15 protein-coding genes are annotated in these 17,974 nt (G+C 68.7%); 6 read left to right on the forward strand and 9 right to left on the reverse strand.

Going from position 1 to position 17,974, the window contains the following annotated elements; all coding sequences use genetic code 11:
* Positions 1-82: 82 nt before the first annotated feature.
* Positions 83-700, reverse strand: coding sequence for a dephospho-CoA kinase (gene coaE, locus ACFYRU_RS24295; protein ID WP_387662604.1), 618 nt, complete (start codon positions 698-700; stop codon positions 83-85).
* Positions 701-784: 84 nt separating this feature from the next.
* Here coaE and ACFYRU_RS24300 point away from each other — a divergent pair, with 84 nt between their 5' ends.
* Positions 785-1,378, forward strand: coding sequence for a hypothetical protein (locus ACFYRU_RS24300; protein ID WP_387662606.1), 594 nt, complete (start codon positions 785-787; stop codon positions 1,376-1,378).
* A 55-nt stretch (positions 1,379-1,433) separates the two neighbouring features.
* On the opposite strand, the gene rpsA is transcribed toward ACFYRU_RS24300, so the two are convergent.
* The gene (rpsA, locus tag ACFYRU_RS24305; protein WP_131293342.1) at positions 1,434-2,912 is read right to left on the reverse strand and encodes a 30S ribosomal protein S1; all 1,479 of its coding nucleotides are present in this window, start codon (positions 2,910-2,912) and stop codon (positions 1,434-1,436) included.
* A 251-nt stretch (positions 2,913-3,163) separates the two neighbouring features.
* Positions 3,164-4,030, reverse strand: a complete 867-nt coding sequence (locus tag ACFYRU_RS24310; protein WP_387662608.1) for a phosphotransferase family protein — start codon at positions 4,028-4,030, stop codon at positions 3,164-3,166.
* Positions 4,031-4,054: 24 nt separating this feature from the next.
* On the opposite strand from ACFYRU_RS24310, the gene ACFYRU_RS24315 reads away from it, so the two are divergent.
* Both ACFYRU_RS24315 and ACFYRU_RS24320 read left to right on the forward strand, forming a co-directional pair.
* The gene (locus ACFYRU_RS24315; RefSeq protein ID WP_387662610.1) at positions 4,055-4,846 is read left to right on the forward strand and encodes a class I SAM-dependent methyltransferase; all 792 of its coding nucleotides are present in this window, start codon (positions 4,055-4,057) and stop codon (positions 4,844-4,846) included.
* Complete coding sequence (locus ACFYRU_RS24320; RefSeq protein WP_387662611.1) at positions 4,843-5,886, forward strand: acyltransferase family protein; 1,044 nt, start codon at positions 4,843-4,845, stop codon at positions 5,884-5,886. Before ACFYRU_RS24315 ends, ACFYRU_RS24320 begins: the two co-directional genes overlap by 4 nt.
* On the opposite strand, the gene ACFYRU_RS24325 is transcribed toward ACFYRU_RS24320, so the two are convergent.
* A complete protein-coding gene (locus ACFYRU_RS24325; protein ID WP_387662612.1) occupies positions 5,793-8,471 on the reverse strand; it encodes an alpha-(1->3)-arabinofuranosyltransferase family protein in 2,679 nt (892 codons plus the stop codon). The genes ACFYRU_RS24320 and ACFYRU_RS24325 overlap by 94 nt on opposite strands.
* Before the next feature lie 103 nt (positions 8,472-8,574).
* Between ACFYRU_RS24325 and ACFYRU_RS24330 the strand changes: the two genes are divergently transcribed.
* Positions 8,575-9,846 (forward strand): polysaccharide biosynthesis protein, encoded by a 1,272-nt coding sequence (locus tag ACFYRU_RS24330; protein WP_387662614.1) that lies wholly within the window; start codon positions 8,575-8,577, stop codon positions 9,844-9,846.
* Here ACFYRU_RS24330 and ACFYRU_RS24335 read toward each other — a convergent pair.
* From ACFYRU_RS24335 to ACFYRU_RS24345, 3 genes are read right to left on the reverse strand one after another with little or no spacing between them, the layout of a single operon-like run.
* On the reverse strand, positions 9,833-10,804 hold the full coding sequence (locus ACFYRU_RS24335) for an ABC transporter permease (RefSeq protein WP_387662616.1): 972 nt from the start codon (positions 10,802-10,804) through the stop codon (positions 9,833-9,835). The genes ACFYRU_RS24330 and ACFYRU_RS24335 overlap by 14 nt on opposite strands.
* A 4-nt stretch (positions 10,805-10,808) precedes the next feature.
* Positions 10,809-11,705 (reverse strand): carbohydrate ABC transporter permease, encoded by an 897-nt coding sequence (locus ACFYRU_RS24340; protein WP_387662618.1) that lies wholly within the window; start codon positions 11,703-11,705, stop codon positions 10,809-10,811.
* Positions 11,702-13,453 carry a hypothetical protein gene (locus ACFYRU_RS24345; protein ID WP_387662619.1) on the reverse strand — a complete coding sequence of 584 codons (1,752 nt, stop codon included), beginning with the start codon at positions 13,451-13,453 and terminating at the stop codon, positions 11,702-11,704. Before ACFYRU_RS24345 ends, ACFYRU_RS24340 begins: the two co-directional genes overlap by 4 nt.
* Before the next feature lie 239 nt (positions 13,454-13,692).
* Between ACFYRU_RS24345 and ACFYRU_RS24350 the strand changes: the two genes are divergently transcribed.
* The gene (locus tag ACFYRU_RS24350; RefSeq protein WP_387662621.1) at positions 13,693-14,169 is read left to right on the forward strand and encodes an NUDIX domain-containing protein; all 477 of its coding nucleotides are present in this window, start codon (positions 13,693-13,695) and stop codon (positions 14,167-14,169) included.
* Here the strand turns inward: ACFYRU_RS24350 and polA are convergent.
* The gene (polA, locus tag ACFYRU_RS24355; protein WP_387662623.1) at positions 14,166-16,889 is read right to left on the reverse strand and encodes a DNA polymerase I; all 2,724 of its coding nucleotides are present in this window, start codon (positions 16,887-16,889) and stop codon (positions 14,166-14,168) included. The genes ACFYRU_RS24350 and polA overlap by 4 nt on opposite strands.
* A gap of 47 nt (positions 16,890-16,936) precedes the next feature.
* Between polA and ACFYRU_RS24360 the strand changes: the two genes are divergently transcribed.
* Complete coding sequence (locus ACFYRU_RS24360; RefSeq protein WP_387662625.1) at positions 16,937-17,365, forward strand: hotdog fold thioesterase; 429 nt, start codon at positions 16,937-16,939, stop codon at positions 17,363-17,365.
* On the opposite strand, the gene ACFYRU_RS24365 is transcribed toward ACFYRU_RS24360, so the two are convergent.
* Complete coding sequence (locus ACFYRU_RS24365) at positions 17,328-17,918, reverse strand: GNAT family N-acetyltransferase (RefSeq protein WP_387662626.1); 591 nt, start codon at positions 17,916-17,918, stop codon at positions 17,328-17,330. The genes ACFYRU_RS24360 and ACFYRU_RS24365 overlap by 38 nt on opposite strands.
* Positions 17,919-17,974: the final 56 nt, after the last annotated feature.

Raw genomic sequence — 17,974 nt, forward strand, 5'->3', positions numbered from 1 at the left:
TGCCCGGCCGTGTGCACCACGGGCCGGACCGGGACAGATTCTCGTACAGGGGGTCCCGGAAGCATCATTTACCGCGCAAGGGTCATCTTTTCGTGTCCGGACCGTGGCCCAGCCGGTGTTCGAACGTGGCCCAGACCTCGTCCAGCCGGCGATCCAGGTCGGCCAGGCTGCCGGAGTTGTCGACCACCACGTCCGCGACCGCGAGCCGGTCCGCGCGGGACGCCTGGCTGGCGATCCGCTGCCGGGCCTCCGCGGCGGCCATCCCGCGCTGTGCGGTCAGCCGCTCGACCTGGGTCCCGACCGGTACGTCGACCACCAGCACCAGGTCGAACTTGTCCGCCTGGCCGGTCTCCACGAGCAGCGGGATGTCGTGCACGACGATCGCGTCCGCGTCCGCCGCCGCCTCGATCTCCGCGGCCCGGGCCCGCACCCGCGGGTGGATGATCGCCTCGAGCCTGCGCCGGGCGGGTTCGTCGCCGAACACGATCTTCCCGAGCGCGGGCCGGTCCAGGTCACCGTCCGCGGTGAGGACGCCGGGACCGAACGCCGCGACCACCTCGGCCAGGCCGTCGGTCCCCCGCGCCACCACCTCGCGCGCGAGCACGTCGGAGTCGATCACGACGGCCCCGCGCGCGGCCAGCCGCGCCGACACCGCACTCTTCCCGGACCCGATCCCGCCGGTCAGTCCCACTCTCAGCACGCCAGCACCCTATCCAGGCGCCTAGCATGGCTTATGGGGTGGTGGCGGCGCAGGCGTGCGGAGGAGCTGCGGCACGTTCGGGTGATGGCCGAGGAGGACGTGGTTCTCTTCGGGGAGGAGCTCGGGCGGCTCGGTGAGTTGCTGGACGGCGTCGACCTGGACGCGGAGACGCGGCACGACTACCAGGCCGCGCTGGACGCGTACGAAACCGCCGAGCGGCTGGTGGACCGGCTCAGTACGTTCGACGCGATCAGTGCCGTCGTGGACACGCTGACCGGCGGGCGGTACGCGCTCGCCTGCGTCCGGGCCCGGGTCGCGGGCGAGCCGCTGCCGGTACGCCGTACGCCCTGCTTCTTCAACCCGCAGCACGGACCGGCCGCCGTCGACGTGGTCTGGACGCCGCGCTCGGGCCCGACCCGCCGGGTGCCGGCGTGCGCGCAGGACGCAGCCCGGGTCCAGGCGGGCGAGGACCCGCCGCTGCGGACCGTGCGGTACGGCGAGCACGACGTACCGGCGTGGGAGGCCGGCGCGCCGAACGAGCCGTACCGGATCGGCTTCTTCTCCGCGAGCGGCGCCCGCGCACAGGTGGTCGAGCTCAAGCTCCGGCTCAAGGGCGAGGGCCGCGGCCAATGGGGCACCGACCTCGGCAAACCCCGCATCCGGCGGCCTTACGACTGAACGTACGAAACCCTCGCACCCGGAGCGGGTGCGAGGGTTTCGAAGGGTCGAACTATCAGCCCTGGCCGGTCAGCTTCTCGCGGAGGGCCTGGAGCGCCTCGTCGGAAGCGAGCGCACCCTCGACGGGGGCGTCGTCCTTCGGGGCAGCGGCCGAGGAGTACGTCGAGGCCTCGCCGGCCTCGACGTCCGCCGTCTTGGCGTCCTCGATCTGCTTCTTGTGGGCCTCCCAGCGCGTGTGGGCCTCGGCGTACTGCCGCTCCCACTCCTCACGCTGCGCGTCGAAGCCCTCGAGCCACTCGCCCGTCTCCGGGTCGAAGCCCTCCGGGTAGATGTAGTTGCCCTGGTCGTCGTACGTCGCCGTCATGCCGTAGAGCGTCGGGTCGAAGTCGTCCGAGACCGGGTCGACACCCTCGTTGGCCTGCTTGAGCGACAGCGAGATCCGGCGCCGCTCCAGGTCGATGTCGATGATCTTGACCATGACGTCGTCGTTGACCTGGACGACCTGCTCCGGGATCTCGACGTGCCGCTCGGCCAGCTCGGAGATGTGCACCAGACCCTCGATGCCCTCCTCCACGCGGACGAACGCACCGAACGGAACCAGCTTGGTGACCTTGCCGGGCACGATCTGGCCCATCTGGTGGGTCCGGGCGAACTGCTGCCACGGGTCTTCCTGGGTCGCCTTCAGCGACAGCGAGACGCGCTCGCGGTCCATGTCGACGTCCAGCACCTCGACGGTGACCTCCTGGCCGACCTCGACGACCTCGGTCGGGTGGTCGATGTGCTTCCAGGACAGCTCCGAGACGTGCACCAGGCCGTCGACGCCGCCGAGGTCCACGAACGCACCGAAGTTGACGATCGAGGAGACGACGCCCTTGCGGATCTGGCCCTTCTGCAGCTGGGTGAGGAAGTTCATCCGCACCTCGGACTGGGTCTGCTCCAGCCAGGCGCGGCGGGACAGGACCACGTTGTTGCGGTTCTTGTCCAGCTCGATGATCTTCGCCTCGATCTCCTGGCCGACGTACGGCTGGAGGTCGCGGACCCGGCGCATCTCGACGAGCGAGGCCGGAAGGAAGCCACGGAGGCCGATGTCGAGGATGAGACCACCCTTGACGACCTCGATGACGGTGCCGGTGACGACGCCGTCCTCTTCCTTGATCTTCTCGATCGTGCCCCAGGCCTTCTCGTACTGGGCGCGCTTCTTCGAGAGGATCAGGCGGCCTTCCTTGTCCTCCTTCTGGAGAACGAGGGCCTCGACGTGATCGCCGACGTTGACGACCTCGTTCGGGTCGACGTCGTGCTTGATCGACAGCTCGCGGGACGGGATCACGCCTTCGGTCTTGTAACCGATGTCGAGCAGGACCTCGTCCCGGTCGACCTTGACGATGGTGCCCTCGACGATGTCGCCGTCGTTGAAGTACTTGATGGTCTGATCGATCGCCGCGAGGAAGTCTTCCTCCGACCCGATGTCATTGACCGCTACCTGCGGGGTGTTGCGCACTGCGGGGTCGAGGGGAGCCTCGATGCTGGCCGTCATGTGGTGGGTTGCTCCGTGGACTGGTGGTGTCGTGCGGTTGCGCCATGTTCCTTTGGATCGCACCAAACCGCGGGATTGCCAGAAGACGACAGATTCACCACCGAGCTGCTGCGAGTCACGAGCCTGCTCCGTCCGAGGTCGCGCGGGCCCATAGCGCATCTCACAGAATACCGGTCTTGACGAAGGCAGCACAACCTGGGGCACCCGTCGTCAGCGGGCGCCCGCCGAGGTACCCCGACGTGCCATTGCTCTCAATGTACGACGTCCAGCTCCGGACGGCCGCCCGCGAGCGTGCCCGTGTCCGCCATTCGGGAGGCCAGCCGGTGCGCCGCAGCTGCCACCTCGTGCTCGGCGGCGCGGCTCGCGAGGTCGAGCAGCGCCCACAGGTCGGCCGCCCGACCGAGGTCCACGAGCGGCTCCCCCACCCACCGCAACTCGTCCAGTACGGCGCGGGCCAGCACCGGGTCCTCGCAGAATCGGAGCAGGTTGCCGAGGTCAGCGTACGGCGAGCCTGCGTGCGAGAACTCCCAGTCGATCAGGCCGGTGATCCGCGCGGTCTCCGGGTCGACCAGCAGGTTCTTCGGGTTGAAGTCGCTGTGCACCAGGCAGACCCGGTGTACACCTCCTCCGAGCAGCTCCTCCGCCTCGTCGATCACGTCCGCGAAGCCGTCGCTCAGCCCGAGCTCCAGGCCGGCGACGTACTCGGACAGGTCCCCGAGCCCGAACGGTTCGATCCCGAGCTCGTCGTCCCGGAACATCCCCGCGCGCAGGAACGGCATCCCGCTCAACCGGGCCAGCAACTCCCCCAGCTGCGTCCCGACCGTCCGTCGCTGCCGGTCGTCGGCCGTCTCCAGGAACACCTGCAGGTTGACCCCCGGCAGCCGCTCCGTCAGCAGGTACGGCGGCTCGTCGTACGACCCCTCCCGCTTCAACTCCAGCACCCGAGGCACCGGCAACAGTCCGCGCACCAACTCGAGCAACGCCGCGTCCACCACCGCCCGCGCCGGATCCTTCGCGTAGAACTTGATGACCGCGTCCTCACCACCGGCGCTCACTGCGAACGTCTGCCCGCCGTACCCACCTGTCAACGGAACGGCACTGGCTGCGAAGTCGGTCATGCTCCCGACACTAGAGTGTGCGGCGTGAACGAGCCGGTGCGGGTTGAGCTGACCGAGGCGGAGACCTCGCGGGCCAGTCGCACCTACTGGGACGAGGTCGCCGACGAGTACCTCGCCGAGCACGGCGAGTTCCTGGGCGAGGACCGGTTCATCTGGTCGCCGGAGGGCGTCGACGAGGCGGACGCTCAGCTGCTCGGCCCGGTTCGTGGGCGGCGGGTGCTGGAGGTCGGGTGTGGCGCCGCGCAGTGCTCGCGCTGGCTGGTGACGCAGGGCGCCGACGTGGTGGCGTTCGACATCTCGGTCGAGCAGTTGCGGATCGCGAAGACGCTCGACGAGCGGACCGGTACGGCGGTCCGTACGGTCGCCGCGGACGCGGTCGCGCTCCCGTACCGGGATGCCTCGTTCGACATCGTCTGCTCGGCCTTCGGCGCGCTCCCGTTCGTGGCCGACGCCGGTACGGCGTTCCGCGAGATCGCCCGCGTACTGCGGCCAGCCGGCACGCTCGTCTTCTCCGTGACGCACCCGTTCCGCTGGACGATGCCCGACGACCCCTCACCGGCCGGGCTGCGGATCACCCACTCGTACTTCGACCGCCGGCCGTACGTCGAGGTCGACAGCTCCGGTACGCCGGTCTACGCCGAGCACCACCGCACGACCGGCGACTGGATCCGCGAGCTGACCGGCGCGGGCTTCGTCGTCGACGACCTGCTCGAACCGGAGTGGCCGGCCGGGCACGAGCTGATCTGGGGCGGCTGGGGCCCCGAACGCGGCCCACTCGTCCCCGGTACGGCGATCTGGACGGCACACAAACCATGAGACAAGCACGCTTCCCCGCAGTCGACGGACTGCGCGTGATCGCCGCTCTGGCGGTCCTGGTCTCGCAGGTCGGTCTCCACACGCATGCACCGCTCGCAGGAGTCGTGTCGCGGCTCGACGTGGGCTGGGCGATCTTCTGTGCCCTGTCCGGCTTCCTCTTGTACCGCCCACACGTGCTGGCGTGGTTCTCGGCTACTGAGCCGCCGCTGACGCTGCCGTACCTCCGTAGCCGCGCCCTGCGCATCCTGCCTGCGCTGCTGATCGCAGTGGTGCTCTCCGTCGTCTTCGTCCCGCACCCCGCGACCACCTACCTACGCTGGGCCGCCCTGACGCCTCTTCCCTTCTACCTACTCCTCCCCGGTCTAGGCCGACTGCTCACCGGGTACGAGCGCCCGACCCGGCGCAGCGTCCGCTGGCGGCTGCTCGTACTGGTCGCACTGACCGCCCTGGGACCGGTGTGGATGGCAGCTGTGATGGCAACCGGCCACCCGGGCGCGGCCCTCTGGCTGCCTGGCTACCTCGGCTGGTACGCCGTCGGCATGGGCATGGCCCTCTGGCAGGTCTCCCGCGCCACCGGACGTCTGGGCCCGTCCACGCTCGACACACTGACCCGCGTCCCCGGCACGCAGTGGGGAATCGCCGCGGCGCTCCTCCTGATCGCAGCCACACCCATCGCCGGTCCGTACGGCCACTCCGTGCCCACACCGGCACAGGCGCTCGTCAAGAGCCTCCTCTACACAGTGGCCGTCGCCTGCGTGCTCTTCCCAGTACTGACCCCAACGGCCGGCACGGTCCGAATCCTTGGCGGACGGACAGCGCGACTGGCGGCCAAGCTGTCGTACGGCGTCGTGGCCTATCAGTTCGTCGTACTAGGACTTCTGCACGGCCCGTTCGCAGTACAGCTGCCTGTGACGCTGCTGGGCGCCGCCCTGATGGCAGCCGTCAGCTACCGCTTCGTGGAACGTCCGATAGCAAAGAAGAGCGCAGCGCCCAAGACCGAGAGCAAGGCGACCAAGCCGAGCAGCAGCGCTGCTCTGTAGGTGCGGTCCGGCATGAACCGGGCCGTGACGACCTGCTCCGGTCCGGCCGGTAGGAGCCAGCCCTGCTGCCAGCCGCCGACCCGGATCGGCGTGAGCTTCCGGCCGCTGCCGTCGTACGCCTCCCAGCCGTCGGTGTAGTTCTGCGCGACCGCCAGCACGGACTGCTCGGTCGTACCCGGCGCCTCCACCGTCAGCTCGGTCGGGTTCGGGCGCCACACCTCCACGCCCTGCACCGGTGTACCGGTCCCGTTGCCGAACCCTGCCTTGGCCAGCGTGGTCTCGATCGGTACGAGCCCAGCGTTGGCGTGGACCTCCACCTGGTGCCGCCCAGACCGCAGCGGGACGGCCGGGATCGTCCCGCACAGTGCGAACGGCACGGGCCGCCGCTGCAGCAACTGCTGCATGGTCGCGGAGACCTGCGTGCGCATCGGTACGCCATCGATCCGCACCGCCGGCCCGTTGCCGCAGTACGCCGGGACGCGCCGCTGCGGATCGACCGCCTTGCGCAGTTCGTCGGTGCCGAGCACCTCGACCTCGTCCACCCCGACCGGGCTGGTCTGCGCGTCCTGCAACGGCTTCGTCGCGGTGAAGTCGATCTTGATCGTCCGCGTGGAGCGTGTGGCAAACCGGACGTACCCGGCCGTGTCGACGGTGGCCTTCACCGGCACGCTGTTGTCGAAATGCACGGTCACCGCGGCCGGCCGGGATCCGTTCAGGTACGGGTCCGACCGGAACCGCAGGCCCTGCACGTTCCTTGCCATCGGCAACGTCAAGGTCAGGCTCGGCGCCGGGTCGTCCGCGGCGGCCGTCCACCCGGTCCCGAGGTCCCGGTCGACCGCGGCCCCCGGCCGGCCCTCCGGCGCGGTCACGGCTCGCGACGACGCGGTCGCGGTGATCGCCCCGGGTACGGTGAGCAGCTGCTCGAGCGTCTCCCCGTCCTTGGCCAGCGCAGTCCCGCGCAGCTGGTACGACGCCGCCTGCGGGAGCTGGATGGTCCGCGAGAGGCCGTTCGGCTCGGCGGAGTTCACCACCTGGTCCGGACTGCACAGCGCCCGGCCCCCCACGTGCAGGCACCCGGAGCGCCCGATCTGGGTGTTCCGCAGGACGACCGCACTGGGCTCCACGTCAGCCTGATCGACCGTCTCGGCCACCGGCAGCCCGTCGAGCTTGCCGTCCGCGTCGGCTCGCAGTACAGCCGCCCCACTACCGCCGAGCGCAGTCACCACGGCCGGTACGTCGGCTGCGCTGCCACCGAGCGCGAACAGCCGGGACTCCGGGATCAGCCGGCCCGGCGTGGTCGCACCGACGTCGTAGATCTCGACGCTCGGGTACGGCAGCCTGGTCGGCCCGGCCGGGCCGAAGTATGCCGTCCGTGTGATGCCCGCGTCGGCCAGGCTGTCGTGAATCGCGAGCGACGGCGTACCGTCCTCCTGATCGTTGCGCACGACGACGTAGCGGACACCGTCCCGGTTCAGCTCCTGCCGCAGCGTCTGGTCACCGACACCGGAGTCCACCCGGCTCCGCATGTCGTCGGTGTACGTCGCCAACGGCCGCTTCACGAGGGCCGCGAGCGGCTCGGTGGAGGACGAGAGGACAAGCACACTGCCCGGAGCAGTCTGATTGTCCAACCAGCGCGCAGCCTGTTGCCAGTGCGTCGGGATCACGGCGAACGCACCAGCAGGCCGAGTGAGGACCACAGGTAGTGCAGCAGCCACAGCGAGGCTGGTGACCAGGACGGGTACGACGCGACGGTGGACGCCGCTCGCTACAGCCAGGTTGGTCAGCCGGCGGAGGTAATGCGCCGCAGCGAGTGTGAGCGGCAGGCCGATTACGGCACCCGCCACGGGCAACCAGCGCGGCGTCGGCGGCGCAGCGCCGTACCTGATGAGCATGAGCAGCGGTACGAGCCACCAGATCGAGGCTGCGACCACGAAGGCGAGCCACGCGAGCGTGAGCTTCACCCTGGCGCGCGTGATCAACCAGACGGCTGGCAGGACGAGTACTGCGGCACTACCGGCTGGGTTGGCACCACCGATCAGTGCGAACGCGACAGCCGACCAACTGGCTCGCCACCATCCAGAGCGAACACGTGGCGCGACGAGAGGCAGCAGCACCCAGGGAGCCATGGCCATCGGCCACACCTCCGTGGGGAGCTCACCGAAGGCCCGTGGCACCAGGGCATAGAGCAGCGCGACCGCGAGACGCGTCCAGGGCACGCCGTACTGCAGGACGTTGCAGAGCTTCCAAACGCCGAGGAACGCGACGCAGAGAACCAGCGACCACCACAGGCGTTGCGCGATCCAGTCCGGTACGGAGAGCGCAGCGAACAACCAGTGGAACGGCCCCATCGGCAGCAGATAGCCGTACGTGTCGTTCTGCAGCTGACCGAAGCCGGTGTGCGGGTCCCAGAGGTGCATCGCCCGGGAGAGCAGGCCGCCCGGTCCGGCCGTCAGCTCGAGTTTGCGGTCCGGGACGATCAGGCCCGGGGCGTGCTGGAAGCAGAGGGCGATCAGCGCGAGGCAGCCGAGGACGAGACGTGCCCGCCACACGACCTGCTCCGTACTCCCTGCCGTCAGCCTCCTCACCGGCGGGACATTAACGGATCCGGCGGCTCCGCAGTGGCATCGTTGCCGTACCGTGAGGTCCGGCAAATCTCACACCGGCATCGACGCACCCGAGGCAGCACGCATGACTTCTGGCACCACCCCGGCGCCGCAACCACAGGCCCCGCGCAAGAGCTTCCTGCGCAGCGCCACGGTCGTCGCCGTCGCGATGGCGATCATGAACGTCGCGGCGTACGGCTTCACGCTGATCGGGTCCCGGCGGCTGGAGCAGGACCAGTTCGGCGCGATCACCGCGCTGCTGGGGCTGCTGCTGATCGGCAACGTCGCGTCGCTCGGCCTGCAGGCCACCGCCGCGCGGCAGCTCGCCACCCACAGCGGCGACGGTGCGGCGACGTTGGCCGACGCGATCCTGCGGGCCGGCCGCCGCTCGGCCGCCGGCCTCACCGTGCTCTGCCTGGTCCTGACGCCGGTGTTCATGTGGCTGCTGCACGTCGACTCGGTGGTCGCGATCCTGCTGCTCGCACCGACGCTCGGCGGCCTCACGCTGATGGGCTCGCAGCTCGGCATCCTCCAGGGCAGCCACCGCTGGACCGAGCTCGCCGCCGTCTACACCTCCGCGGGCATCGGCCGGCTCGTGCTCGGCGGTGGCGCGCTGTTCGTGCACCCGTCGCTCGACTGGGCGATGGCCGGTCTGGCCATCGGTGCCGCCGTCCCGGCCGCGCTCGGGCAGTTCTTCCTGCGGCGGTCGACCGGCTCGACCCGCGAGCAGGTCAAGGACGTACTGCGGGAGACCGTGCACGGCACGCACACCCTGCTCGCGTTCTTCGCGCTCGCGAACGCCGACATCCTGTTCGCCCGCGCCCTGCTCGACGAGAAGGACAGCGGGTACTACGCGGCCGGCCTGATCATCGCGAAGGCCTGTCTGTTCCTCCCGCAGTTCGTGATCGTGCTGGTGTTCCCGTCGCTGGCCAACTCCCCCGGCGACACGGTCCGGCTCCGGCGCGCGATCTTCGCCGTCGCCGGCCTCGGCGCGTGCGCGGTCGCCGGTACGTTGATCCTGCCCGGGATCGTGGTCGAGGTGATCGGCGGCAAGGAGAAGTACGCCGAGCTCGGCCCGTACACCTGGCTGTTCGCCGTCGCCGGTTCCGCGTACGCCGTCCTCCAACTCGTCGTGTACGCCGCGATCGCGCAGCAGGAGAAGCGCGCCGCCCTCGGGATCTGGCTCGGCCTCGTCGTACTCGCCGCGGCCGCCGGCATCATCCTCGGCACCGGCACGGCAACCGGCCTGACCGGCGTGAAGGTGCTGGCCGGGATGACCAGCACCTGCGCGCTCCTGCTGTCCGCCGGCCTCGCAACCGGCCTGCACCGCCAGTCCGCCGAGGTCACCACAAACTAGACTTCGCGAACCGCCTGGCGAACGTGTTCGCCAGCACCAGCAGCACCAGCCCGATCACCGACCTGAACAGCCCGATCGCGGTCGCGTAGCTGAACTGCGGGACCGCCGACGCCAGACCGATCTTGTAGACGTAGGTGTCGATCACCTCGGCCACGTCGAGGTTCAGGTTGTTCTGCATCAGCAGCACCTTCTCGAACCCGACCGACAGGATCGAGCCGATGTTCAGGATCAGCAGGATCACCGCCACCGGCACGATCGCCGGCAGGTCGATGTGCCACATCCGCCGCAACCGGGACGCGCCGTCGACGATCGCCGCCTCGTGCAGCTCGGGTGGCACGCTGGTCAGCGCCGCGAGGTAGATGATCGCCGAGAACCCCATCGTCTGCCACGCGCCGGACCAGACGTACAGGTGCCGGAACAGGCCGGAGTCGCCCATGAAGTCGACCGGGCCGAGTCCGAACAGCCCGAGCAGTTGGTTCGCGACGCCGGTGTTCGGGTTGGTCAGGACGACCAGCAGGCCGACGACCACCACGGTCGAGATGAAGTGCGGCGCGTACGTGATCAGCTGCGCCGAGCGGCTGAACCACTTCCGCCGGACCGTGTTCAGGCAGAGCGCGAGCACGATCGGCAACGGGAACGTCGCGACCAACTCGTACACGTGCAGGAACACCGTGTTCCGGATCAGCCGCCAGAACTGGTACGAGTCCACGAACCGCTCGAAGTGCTTCATCCCGACCCACGGGCTGCCCCAGATCCCGGACACCACGTTGTAGTCCTTGAACGCGATGATCACCCCGTACATCGGCCAGTAGGCGAACACCGCCAGCCAGATCAACGGCAACGCGAGCATCGCGTACAGCTGCCAGTTCCGCCGCATCCGCAACCCGAGCCCGACCGCCGACTTCGCGGACCGCTCTCGCTTGTGGGCCGCCGTTCGTTCTGCGTTCAGCACAGCCATGGACCTATCCCTTCAGGGAGCCGATCATGGCTCCCTTGACGAAGTGCTTCTGCACGAACGGGTAGACCAGCAGCGGCGGGATCATCCCGATCACGATCAGCGAGTACTTCAGCTGCTGCTGCAGTTCCTTCAGCTGGATCAGCTTGCTGGTGTCCGGCATCTGCGACGGGTCGACCTTCGACTGGATCAGGATCTGCCGCAGGATCACCTGCAGCGGGAACAGCTGCTCGTTGGTCAGGTAGATCAGCGCGTTGAAGAACGAGTTCCACTGACCGACCGCGTAGAACAGCAGGTTCACCGCGATGATCGGTTTGCTCAGCGGCAGCACGATCCGCCAGAAGAACCCGAAGTCGCTGCAGCCGTCGACCTTGCCGGCCTCGACCAGCTCCTCGGGGATCGTCACCATGAAGTACGTCCGGGTGATGATCACGTTCCAGACCGCCAGCGCGGCCGGCAGGATGATCGCCCAGCGGGTGTTCAGCAGCCCGAGCTGGTCGACCACCAGGTATGTCGGGATCAGCCCGCCGCTGAACATCATCGTGAACACGAACGCCGCCATGATCAGGCCCTTGCCCGGAAGGCCCTTCCTGGACAGCGGGTACGCCGCCAGCAGCGTGAGGACCGTCGCCACGACAGCACCCACGACCGCGTAGTACACCGAGTTGCCGAAGCCGCTGACGATCGACTTGTAGTCGAAGATCGCCTTGTACGCGTCCAGCGTGAAGCCGACCGGCCACAGCCAGACCTCGCCCGCGGCGACCTTCTTCGTGTTGCTGACCGACGCGCTGAGGACATAGATGATCGGATAGAGGACGGCCAGACAGAACAACCCCAACGCCGTGTAGATGCAGGCGGAGACGATCTTGTCCGAACGGGTGTCCTGGGTAGCAGCAGTGCTCATGAGTTGTACGTCTCGTAGGCGGCCTGCTGCAGGTCCACGTACGGCTTCACGCCGATCTTGGCGACCCGGTCCTTGTAGTCGTTCCACGCGCCGTCGTCGTTCGGGTCGAGCTGCCCGGTGACGAACCGCGACATCGACTGCGAGACCTCGTTCTTGAGGTTCGTCTTCAGTTCCGACTCCTGCGCCGCCTGGTCCTGGTCCAGCGTCACCGGCGGGAACTGCATCTCCTGCGGCTGCTTGTACGGGAAGTAGCTGTCCACGGTCTGCTGGTAGAGCGGCTTCTCGAAGGTCAGGTCCTTCGGGTTCACCCGCTCACCGAGCCGGAAGTCCTGCGACCGGTACATCGCGTTGTCCTGGCTCCAGCTCTGGCCGTTCTGGCTGTTCCAAGTCGCGTCGAAGCCGTAGATCGCCTGCTTGCCGTTGATCCCCAGTTCGCCCTTCTTCGCCCAGGCGAAGTGCGGACCGCCGTACGCCCGCAGGATCGCCTCGAGCTCCATCTGCGCGTCGGCCCACTGCACCATCAGCTCCGGCTTCGCACACTTCTTCGTGATCACCAGCTTGGCCACGTCCACGCCGACGCCGAGGTAGTTCCAAGCGGCGTACCGGACCTTGTTAGGGCCCTCCAGCGGCGGGACGGCCTGGTACTTGCGCCACCGCGCGTTCGGGTCCTTCTGGTCGATGTCGACGAACCCGCCCCAGTAGTACGAGCGGGCGCCGCCGATGATCGGCTTGCCCGGCGCGTTGCCGTACCGCTCCATCTGGTCCTGGTCGGCGGTGAACACGTCCTTGTTGATCAGGCCCTCGCCGTACAGGCCGTGCAGGTACTTGAGGCCCTCGCGGAACTCGTCCTTGTCGAACGTGACGTCGACCTTGCCGTCGTTCACGACCAGCCACGGGTCGCCCGGGTTGTAGAGGAACGCGTTCATGAAGTACGTGTCCAGCGCCGCGTCCTTGTAGCCGGCGAACGGGATCGTCTTGCCGTTGCCGCCGAGGTCCGCCTTCTTGAACGCCCGCAGTACCTCACGGAACTCGTCGGTGGTCTTCGGGATGTCCAGGCCGACCTGCTGCAGCCAGTCGGTGTTCAGGAACGTCCGGCCGTTGCTGGCGCGGCAGTGGTAGCAGTCGTTGATGCTCGGGTACGTGTAGATCTTCTTGTCCGGCGCCTGCACCAGTTTGCGCGTGTCCGGGTAGTCCTTCATCGCCTGCTGCAGGTTCAGCGCGTACGCGTCGATGTACTGGCCGACGTCGGTGAACAGTCCCTGCTGGCCGTACAGGAACAGCTGCGAGCGGGTGAAGGCGACGCCCATGAAGGCGTCCGGGATGTCGCCGGCCGCGATCATCGCGTTCACCTTGGTCATGATGTCGTCGGCGGTGCCGCCGATCTGGTTCCACTCGATGTGGACGTTCGTCTTCTGCTCGAACCACTTCGTGAACTGGTTGGTCTTCCAGTCCCCGATCGTCACGTCCTGCGGTACGACGATCTTGAACGTCACCTTCTCGCTGGTCAGCGGCTTGAGCTCGCGGGCGACCGGGCCGACGTACCCCTCCGGGTACTGCACGGTGGTCAGCTTCGGGCCGAGCGAGACGCTGGGCGCCACGTCGCCGCCTCCTCCGGCGGCCTTGCTCGCGCTGCTCGAACCACTGCAAGCGCTGAGCAGGCCGCCGCCGGCGGTCGCCGCAGTCAGCCCGAGCGCTCCGGAGATGAGTGACCGGCGACTGAGTCCTGGGCGTGCGTGATCGTTCGGCATGGTTCCTCCTAGGCGGCTGGGTCGGAACGAAGACGAAATATCCGATTGCGATATCCAATAGGATCTCGGATCTTGCCCGGGAGGATGACATAGAAAAACAGCCGTTGGAAGGGGTCGCCGGACACTGACCGGGATCAGTCGATCACTGTCGGTATCTTGCAGGCAAGCGTTTGCCGCTTAACGTTTCACAGCTGGTTTCTTGCGCGGGAAACGCTCGGCGCTGTCGGTAGGGTCGAGGTATGCCGACACCGAAGTTCATCCTGGACCTGCGCGCGAAGATCGGGCACGACCTGCTCTGGCTGACCGGCCTGACTGGCGTCGTACTGAACGACCAGGGCGAGGTGCTTCTCGTCCGGCGCGCCGACAACGGCCGCTGGAGCCTGATCGGCGGCATCCTCGAACCCGGCGAGCAACCGGCCGTCGCCGTGGTCCGCGAGATCCAGGAAGAAACCGCGGTGGTCGCCGAGGTCGACCGGCTGCTCAGCGTCGAGACCACACCCCCGGCCGCCTACCCGAACGGCGACCGGGTCCAGTTCCTCGACCTCGCCTTCAGCTGCCACGCAGTAGGCGGCGAGGCCCAGGTCAACGACGACGAGTCCACCGACGTCCGCTGGTGGCCCCTCACGGCACTCCCCGAGGACCTCAGCCCCCGCGAACACACCTGCATCCGGCGGGCCCTCTCCCCCACCGAGCAGCCGAGCTACCTCACCTCTTAGTGGGCGGCCTCGTGCCAGGTGCGGCCGATGCCTACTGAGACGTCGAGGGGGACGGCCATGTCGACGGCGTGGCCCATGTCGTGGCGGACCAGCTCTTCGAGGGCCTCGCGTTCGCCGGGGGCGATCTCGAAGACGAGTTCGTCGTGGACCTGGAGCAGCATCCGGGACTTGAGGCCGGACGAGCGCAGCGACGCGTCCACCTTCAGCATCGCCATTTTGATGACGTCCGCGGCCGAGCCCTGGATCGGGGCGTTCAGCGCCATCCGCTCGGCCATCTCGCGGCGCTGGCGGTTGTCGCTGGTCAGGTCCGGCAGGTAGCGGCGGCGGCCGAGGATGGTCTCGGTGTACCCGGTCTTGCCGGCGTCGATCACGATCGAGCGCAGGTAGTCCCGGACCCCGCCGAAGCCCTCGAAGTACTCGTCCATCAGGCCCTTGGCCTCGTCGACGCCGATCTTCAGCTGCTGGCTCAGCCCGTACGCCGACAGGCCGTACGCGAGGCCGTAGTTCATCGCCTTGATCTTCGCCCGCTGCTCCTGGGTCACGTCACCAGGCTCCACCGAGAACACCCGGGACGCGGTCACCGAGTGGAAGTCCATCCCGGAGTTGAACGCGTCGATCAGGCCCTGGTCCTTGGACACCTGCGCCATGATCCGCATCTCGATCTGGCTGTAGTCCGCCGACATCAGCGACTCGTTGCCCTCGCCGACCACGAACGCCTGCCGGATCCGGCGGCCCTCCTCGGTCCGGATCGGGATGTTCTGCAGGTTCGGCTCGGTGGAGCTGAGCCGGCCGGTGGCCGCGATGGTCTGGTTGAACGTGGTGTGGATCCGGCCGTCGCGCGGGCTGATCGTCTTCAGCAGCCCCTCGACCGTCTGCCGCAGCCGGGTCGCGTCGCGGTGCGCCAGGAGGTAGGCGAGGAACGGGTGCTCGGTCTTCTCGAACAGCGCCTGCAGCGAGTCGGCGTCGGTCGTGTACCCGGTCTTGGTGCGCTTCGTCTTCGGCATCTGCAGCTCGTCGAACAGCACCACCTGCAGCTGCTTCGGCGAGCCGAGGTTGATCTCCTTGCCGATCACCTCGTACGCCGCGGTGGCGGCTTCCCGGACGCCGGTCGCGAACCGCTCCTCGAGCTGCTCGAGGTACGGCCGGTCGACGGCGATCCCGTCGCGCTCCATCGCCGCGATCACCTGGATCAGCGGCAGCTCGACGTCCGCGAGCAGCGCCGTACCGGCCTGCTTCTCGAGCTCGGCGTCGAGCGTGTCGGCCAGGTCCGCGATCGCGCGGGCGCGGAGCATCGTGTGGTCCGCGGCCGGTCCGCCCTCGACGTCGTCGAAGCTCAGCTGCCCGTTGTCGGCCTCCTCGTTGCGCAGCTCACGCTTGAGGTAGCGCACGGTGAGGTCGGCGAGGTCGTACGCCCGCTGGTCCGGGCGGACCAGGTACGCACTCAGCTGCGTGTCGGAGCTCAGCCCGCCGAGGGTCCAGCCGCGCTCGAGGAACCCGAGCAGCGGACCGTTCACGTCGTGCAGCGCCTTCGGGATCGCCGCGTCCGCCAGCCAGACCTTCCAGGCCTCCTCGTCGTCCGGCGTCAGCGCCTCCGGGTCGAACCAGGCCGCCGCACCGGTGGTGTTCGCGAGCGCGAGCCCGGTGATCTGACCGGTGCCGCCGCCCCAGCTGCCCTGCACCGCGACACCGACCCGCTCGCCGCCGCTGACGTGCTCCTTCAGCCAGGCCGCCAGCTCGCCCGGCTTCAGCTGCACGCCCGCCAGGTCGAAGCCGTGGTCGACGGTCGCGTCGACCTCCTCGTGCTCGGCGACCAGCCGCTCGCGCAGCACCCGGAACTCCAGGCTGTCGAACAGCGTGTGCACCTTGTCCCGGTCCCAGGCGACCCGGGCCAGGTCGTCGACCGACACCTCGAGGGTCAGGTCGCGGACCAGCTCGTTGATCTGCCGGTTCCGGATCACGTCGGCGAGGTGCTCGCGCAGCGACTCGCCGGCCTTGCCCTTGATCTCGTTCACCCGGTCGACCACGTCGTTCAGCGAACCGAACTGGTTCAGCCACTTCGCCGCCGTCTTCGGGCCGACGCCGGGGACGCCGGGCAGGTTGTCGCTCTGCTCCCCCACCAGCGCGGCCAGGTCCGGGTAGAGCCGGGGGCCGACACCGTACTTCTCCTCGATCGCGTCCGGGTCCATCCGGGCGATCTCGGAGACCCCACGCTTGGGATACAGCACGGTGATGTTCTCGTTGATCAGCTGGAACGAGTCCCGGTCACCGCTGCTGATCAGCACCTCGAAGCCCTGCTCGTCGGCCTGGGTGGCGAGCGTCGCGATGATGTCGTCGGCCTCCCAGCCGTCGATCTCCGTGGTAGGGATCCGGAGCGCCTCGAGCACCTCCTTGACCAGCGAGATCTGCCCGCTGAACTCGTCCGGCGACTTCGAGCGGCCGGCCTTGTACTCCGCGTACTGCTCGGTGCGGAAGGTCTTGCGGGACACGTCGAACGCGACGCAGATGTGGGTGGGCTGCTCGTCGCGGAGCATGTTGATCAGCATCGAGGTGAACCCGTACACCGCGTTGGTGTGCTGGCCGGTGGTGGTGGAGAAGTTCTCCACCGGGAGCGCATAGAACGCCCGGTACGCCAGCGAGTGTCCGTCCAGCAGCAGGATCCGCGGGCGACCTGTCGCCGTGGAGTCCTTGGTCAACGTCGAAGTCTGAGTTTCTGGAGCCACACACCGACTCTAGTGGGTCCCACGGACAGTTCTGACACACTGCTCCTGTGACTGACAGGACAGATGAAACGAACCTCGGGCCAGGCATGAGCATGGAGGGCACCCTCCTGCAGACCATGGGCATCGTTGTCAGCGAGGCGGCGCCGGACCGGGTGGTCGCGACCATGCCGGTCAAGGGCAACACCCAGCCGTACGGCCTGCTGCACGGCGGCGCGTCCTGCGTACTCGCCGAGAGCCTCGGCTCGATCGGCTCCGCCCTCCACGCGGCCACGTACGGAAAGGTCGCGGTCGGCGTCGACATCAACGCCACCCACCACCGCGCCGTCCGCGACGGTGTGGTGACCGGCGTGGCGACGCCGGTCTACCTCGGCCGTACGACGACGTCGTACGAGGTGGTCATCACCGACGACCGCGACAAGCGGGTCTGCACCGCGCGGATCACTTGCCAGCTGATTCAGGCTCCGCCCGGGAGCTGACTGCCCGGCGGGCGAAGGCGGAGCGGCGCGAGGAGAGCAGGGCGAGCAGGTTCGGGGCGTGCTCGGCGGCGAGCCGGCGGCGGACGGTCAGCGTGTTCGCGAACCGCAGCACGCCTGCCTGGCCGAGACCGAGCCGGGCCAGGAACCGGTTGGCCTCGCGGGCGATCGCCGGCGCGACCACGGCCAGGTGTGCGCAGCTCTCGTGCTCGGCCCAGGCGACGGCTTCGGCGATCAGCGCCTTGCCCAGGCCGTGCCGGCGGGCGGCGTCGCTGACGTGCAGGTACTCGACGGTGACGGTGGTGTCGTCGTGCAGTGGGCTGACCGCCGTACGGCGCAGGTAGGCCATGCCGTGCACGTCGCCGTCCAGCTCGACCACCAGCAGCCGGCCCAGCGGGTCGTCGAGGTGCTTGCTGACGGCAACCTCCGCGGCCGTGACCGACGGCGGCGCGGGCAGCCGCGAGGGCAGCCCGGCGGCGGTGCTGAGTTCACGCCACAACCCGACCAGGGCGTCCGCGTCCCCCGGCTGGGCGTCCCTCACCTCGATGGCTGCCACCACAGCGACCTCCCGGTCCGGTCCACCCCCGAGGTGAACAGACGGGCCGATACGCT

Origin of the sequence: Kribbella sp. NPDC004536 (genome assembly GCF_042873835.1) — a bacterium.
GTDB lineage: Bacteria > Actinomycetota > Actinomycetes > Propionibacteriales > Kribbellaceae > Kribbella.

Excerpts from the sequence above, each read along its gene's own strand:
- ACFYRU_RS24320 (WP_387662611.1), top strand. The coding sequence starts at position 4,843 with ATGAGACAAGCACGCTTCCCCGCAGTCGACGGACTGCGCGTGATCGCC.
- ACFYRU_RS24345 (WP_387662619.1), bottom strand. The coding sequence starts at position 13,453 with ATGCCGAACGATCACGCACGCCCAGGACTCAGTCGCCGGTCACTCATC.
- ACFYRU_RS24335 (WP_387662616.1), bottom strand. The coding sequence starts at position 10,804 with ATGGCTGTGCTGAACGCAGAACGAACGGCGGCCCACAAGCGAGAGCGG.
- ACFYRU_RS24350 (WP_387662621.1), top strand. The coding sequence starts at position 13,693 with ATGCCGACACCGAAGTTCATCCTGGACCTGCGCGCGAAGATCGGGCAC.
- ACFYRU_RS24330 (WP_387662614.1), top strand. The coding sequence starts at position 8,575 with ATGACTTCTGGCACCACCCCGGCGCCGCAACCACAGGCCCCGCGCAAG.
- ACFYRU_RS24310 (WP_387662608.1), bottom strand. The coding sequence starts at position 4,030 with ATGACCGACTTCGCAGCCAGTGCCGTTCCGTTGACAGGTGGGTACGGC.
- ACFYRU_RS24340 (WP_387662618.1), bottom strand. The coding sequence starts at position 11,705 with ATGAGCACTGCTGCTACCCAGGACACCCGTTCGGACAAGATCGTCTCC.
- ACFYRU_RS24300 (WP_387662606.1), top strand. The coding sequence starts at position 785 with ATGGCCGAGGAGGACGTGGTTCTCTTCGGGGAGGAGCTCGGGCGGCTC.
- rpsA (WP_131293342.1), bottom strand. The coding sequence starts at position 2,912 with ATGACGGCCAGCATCGAGGCTCCCCTCGACCCCGCAGTGCGCAACACC.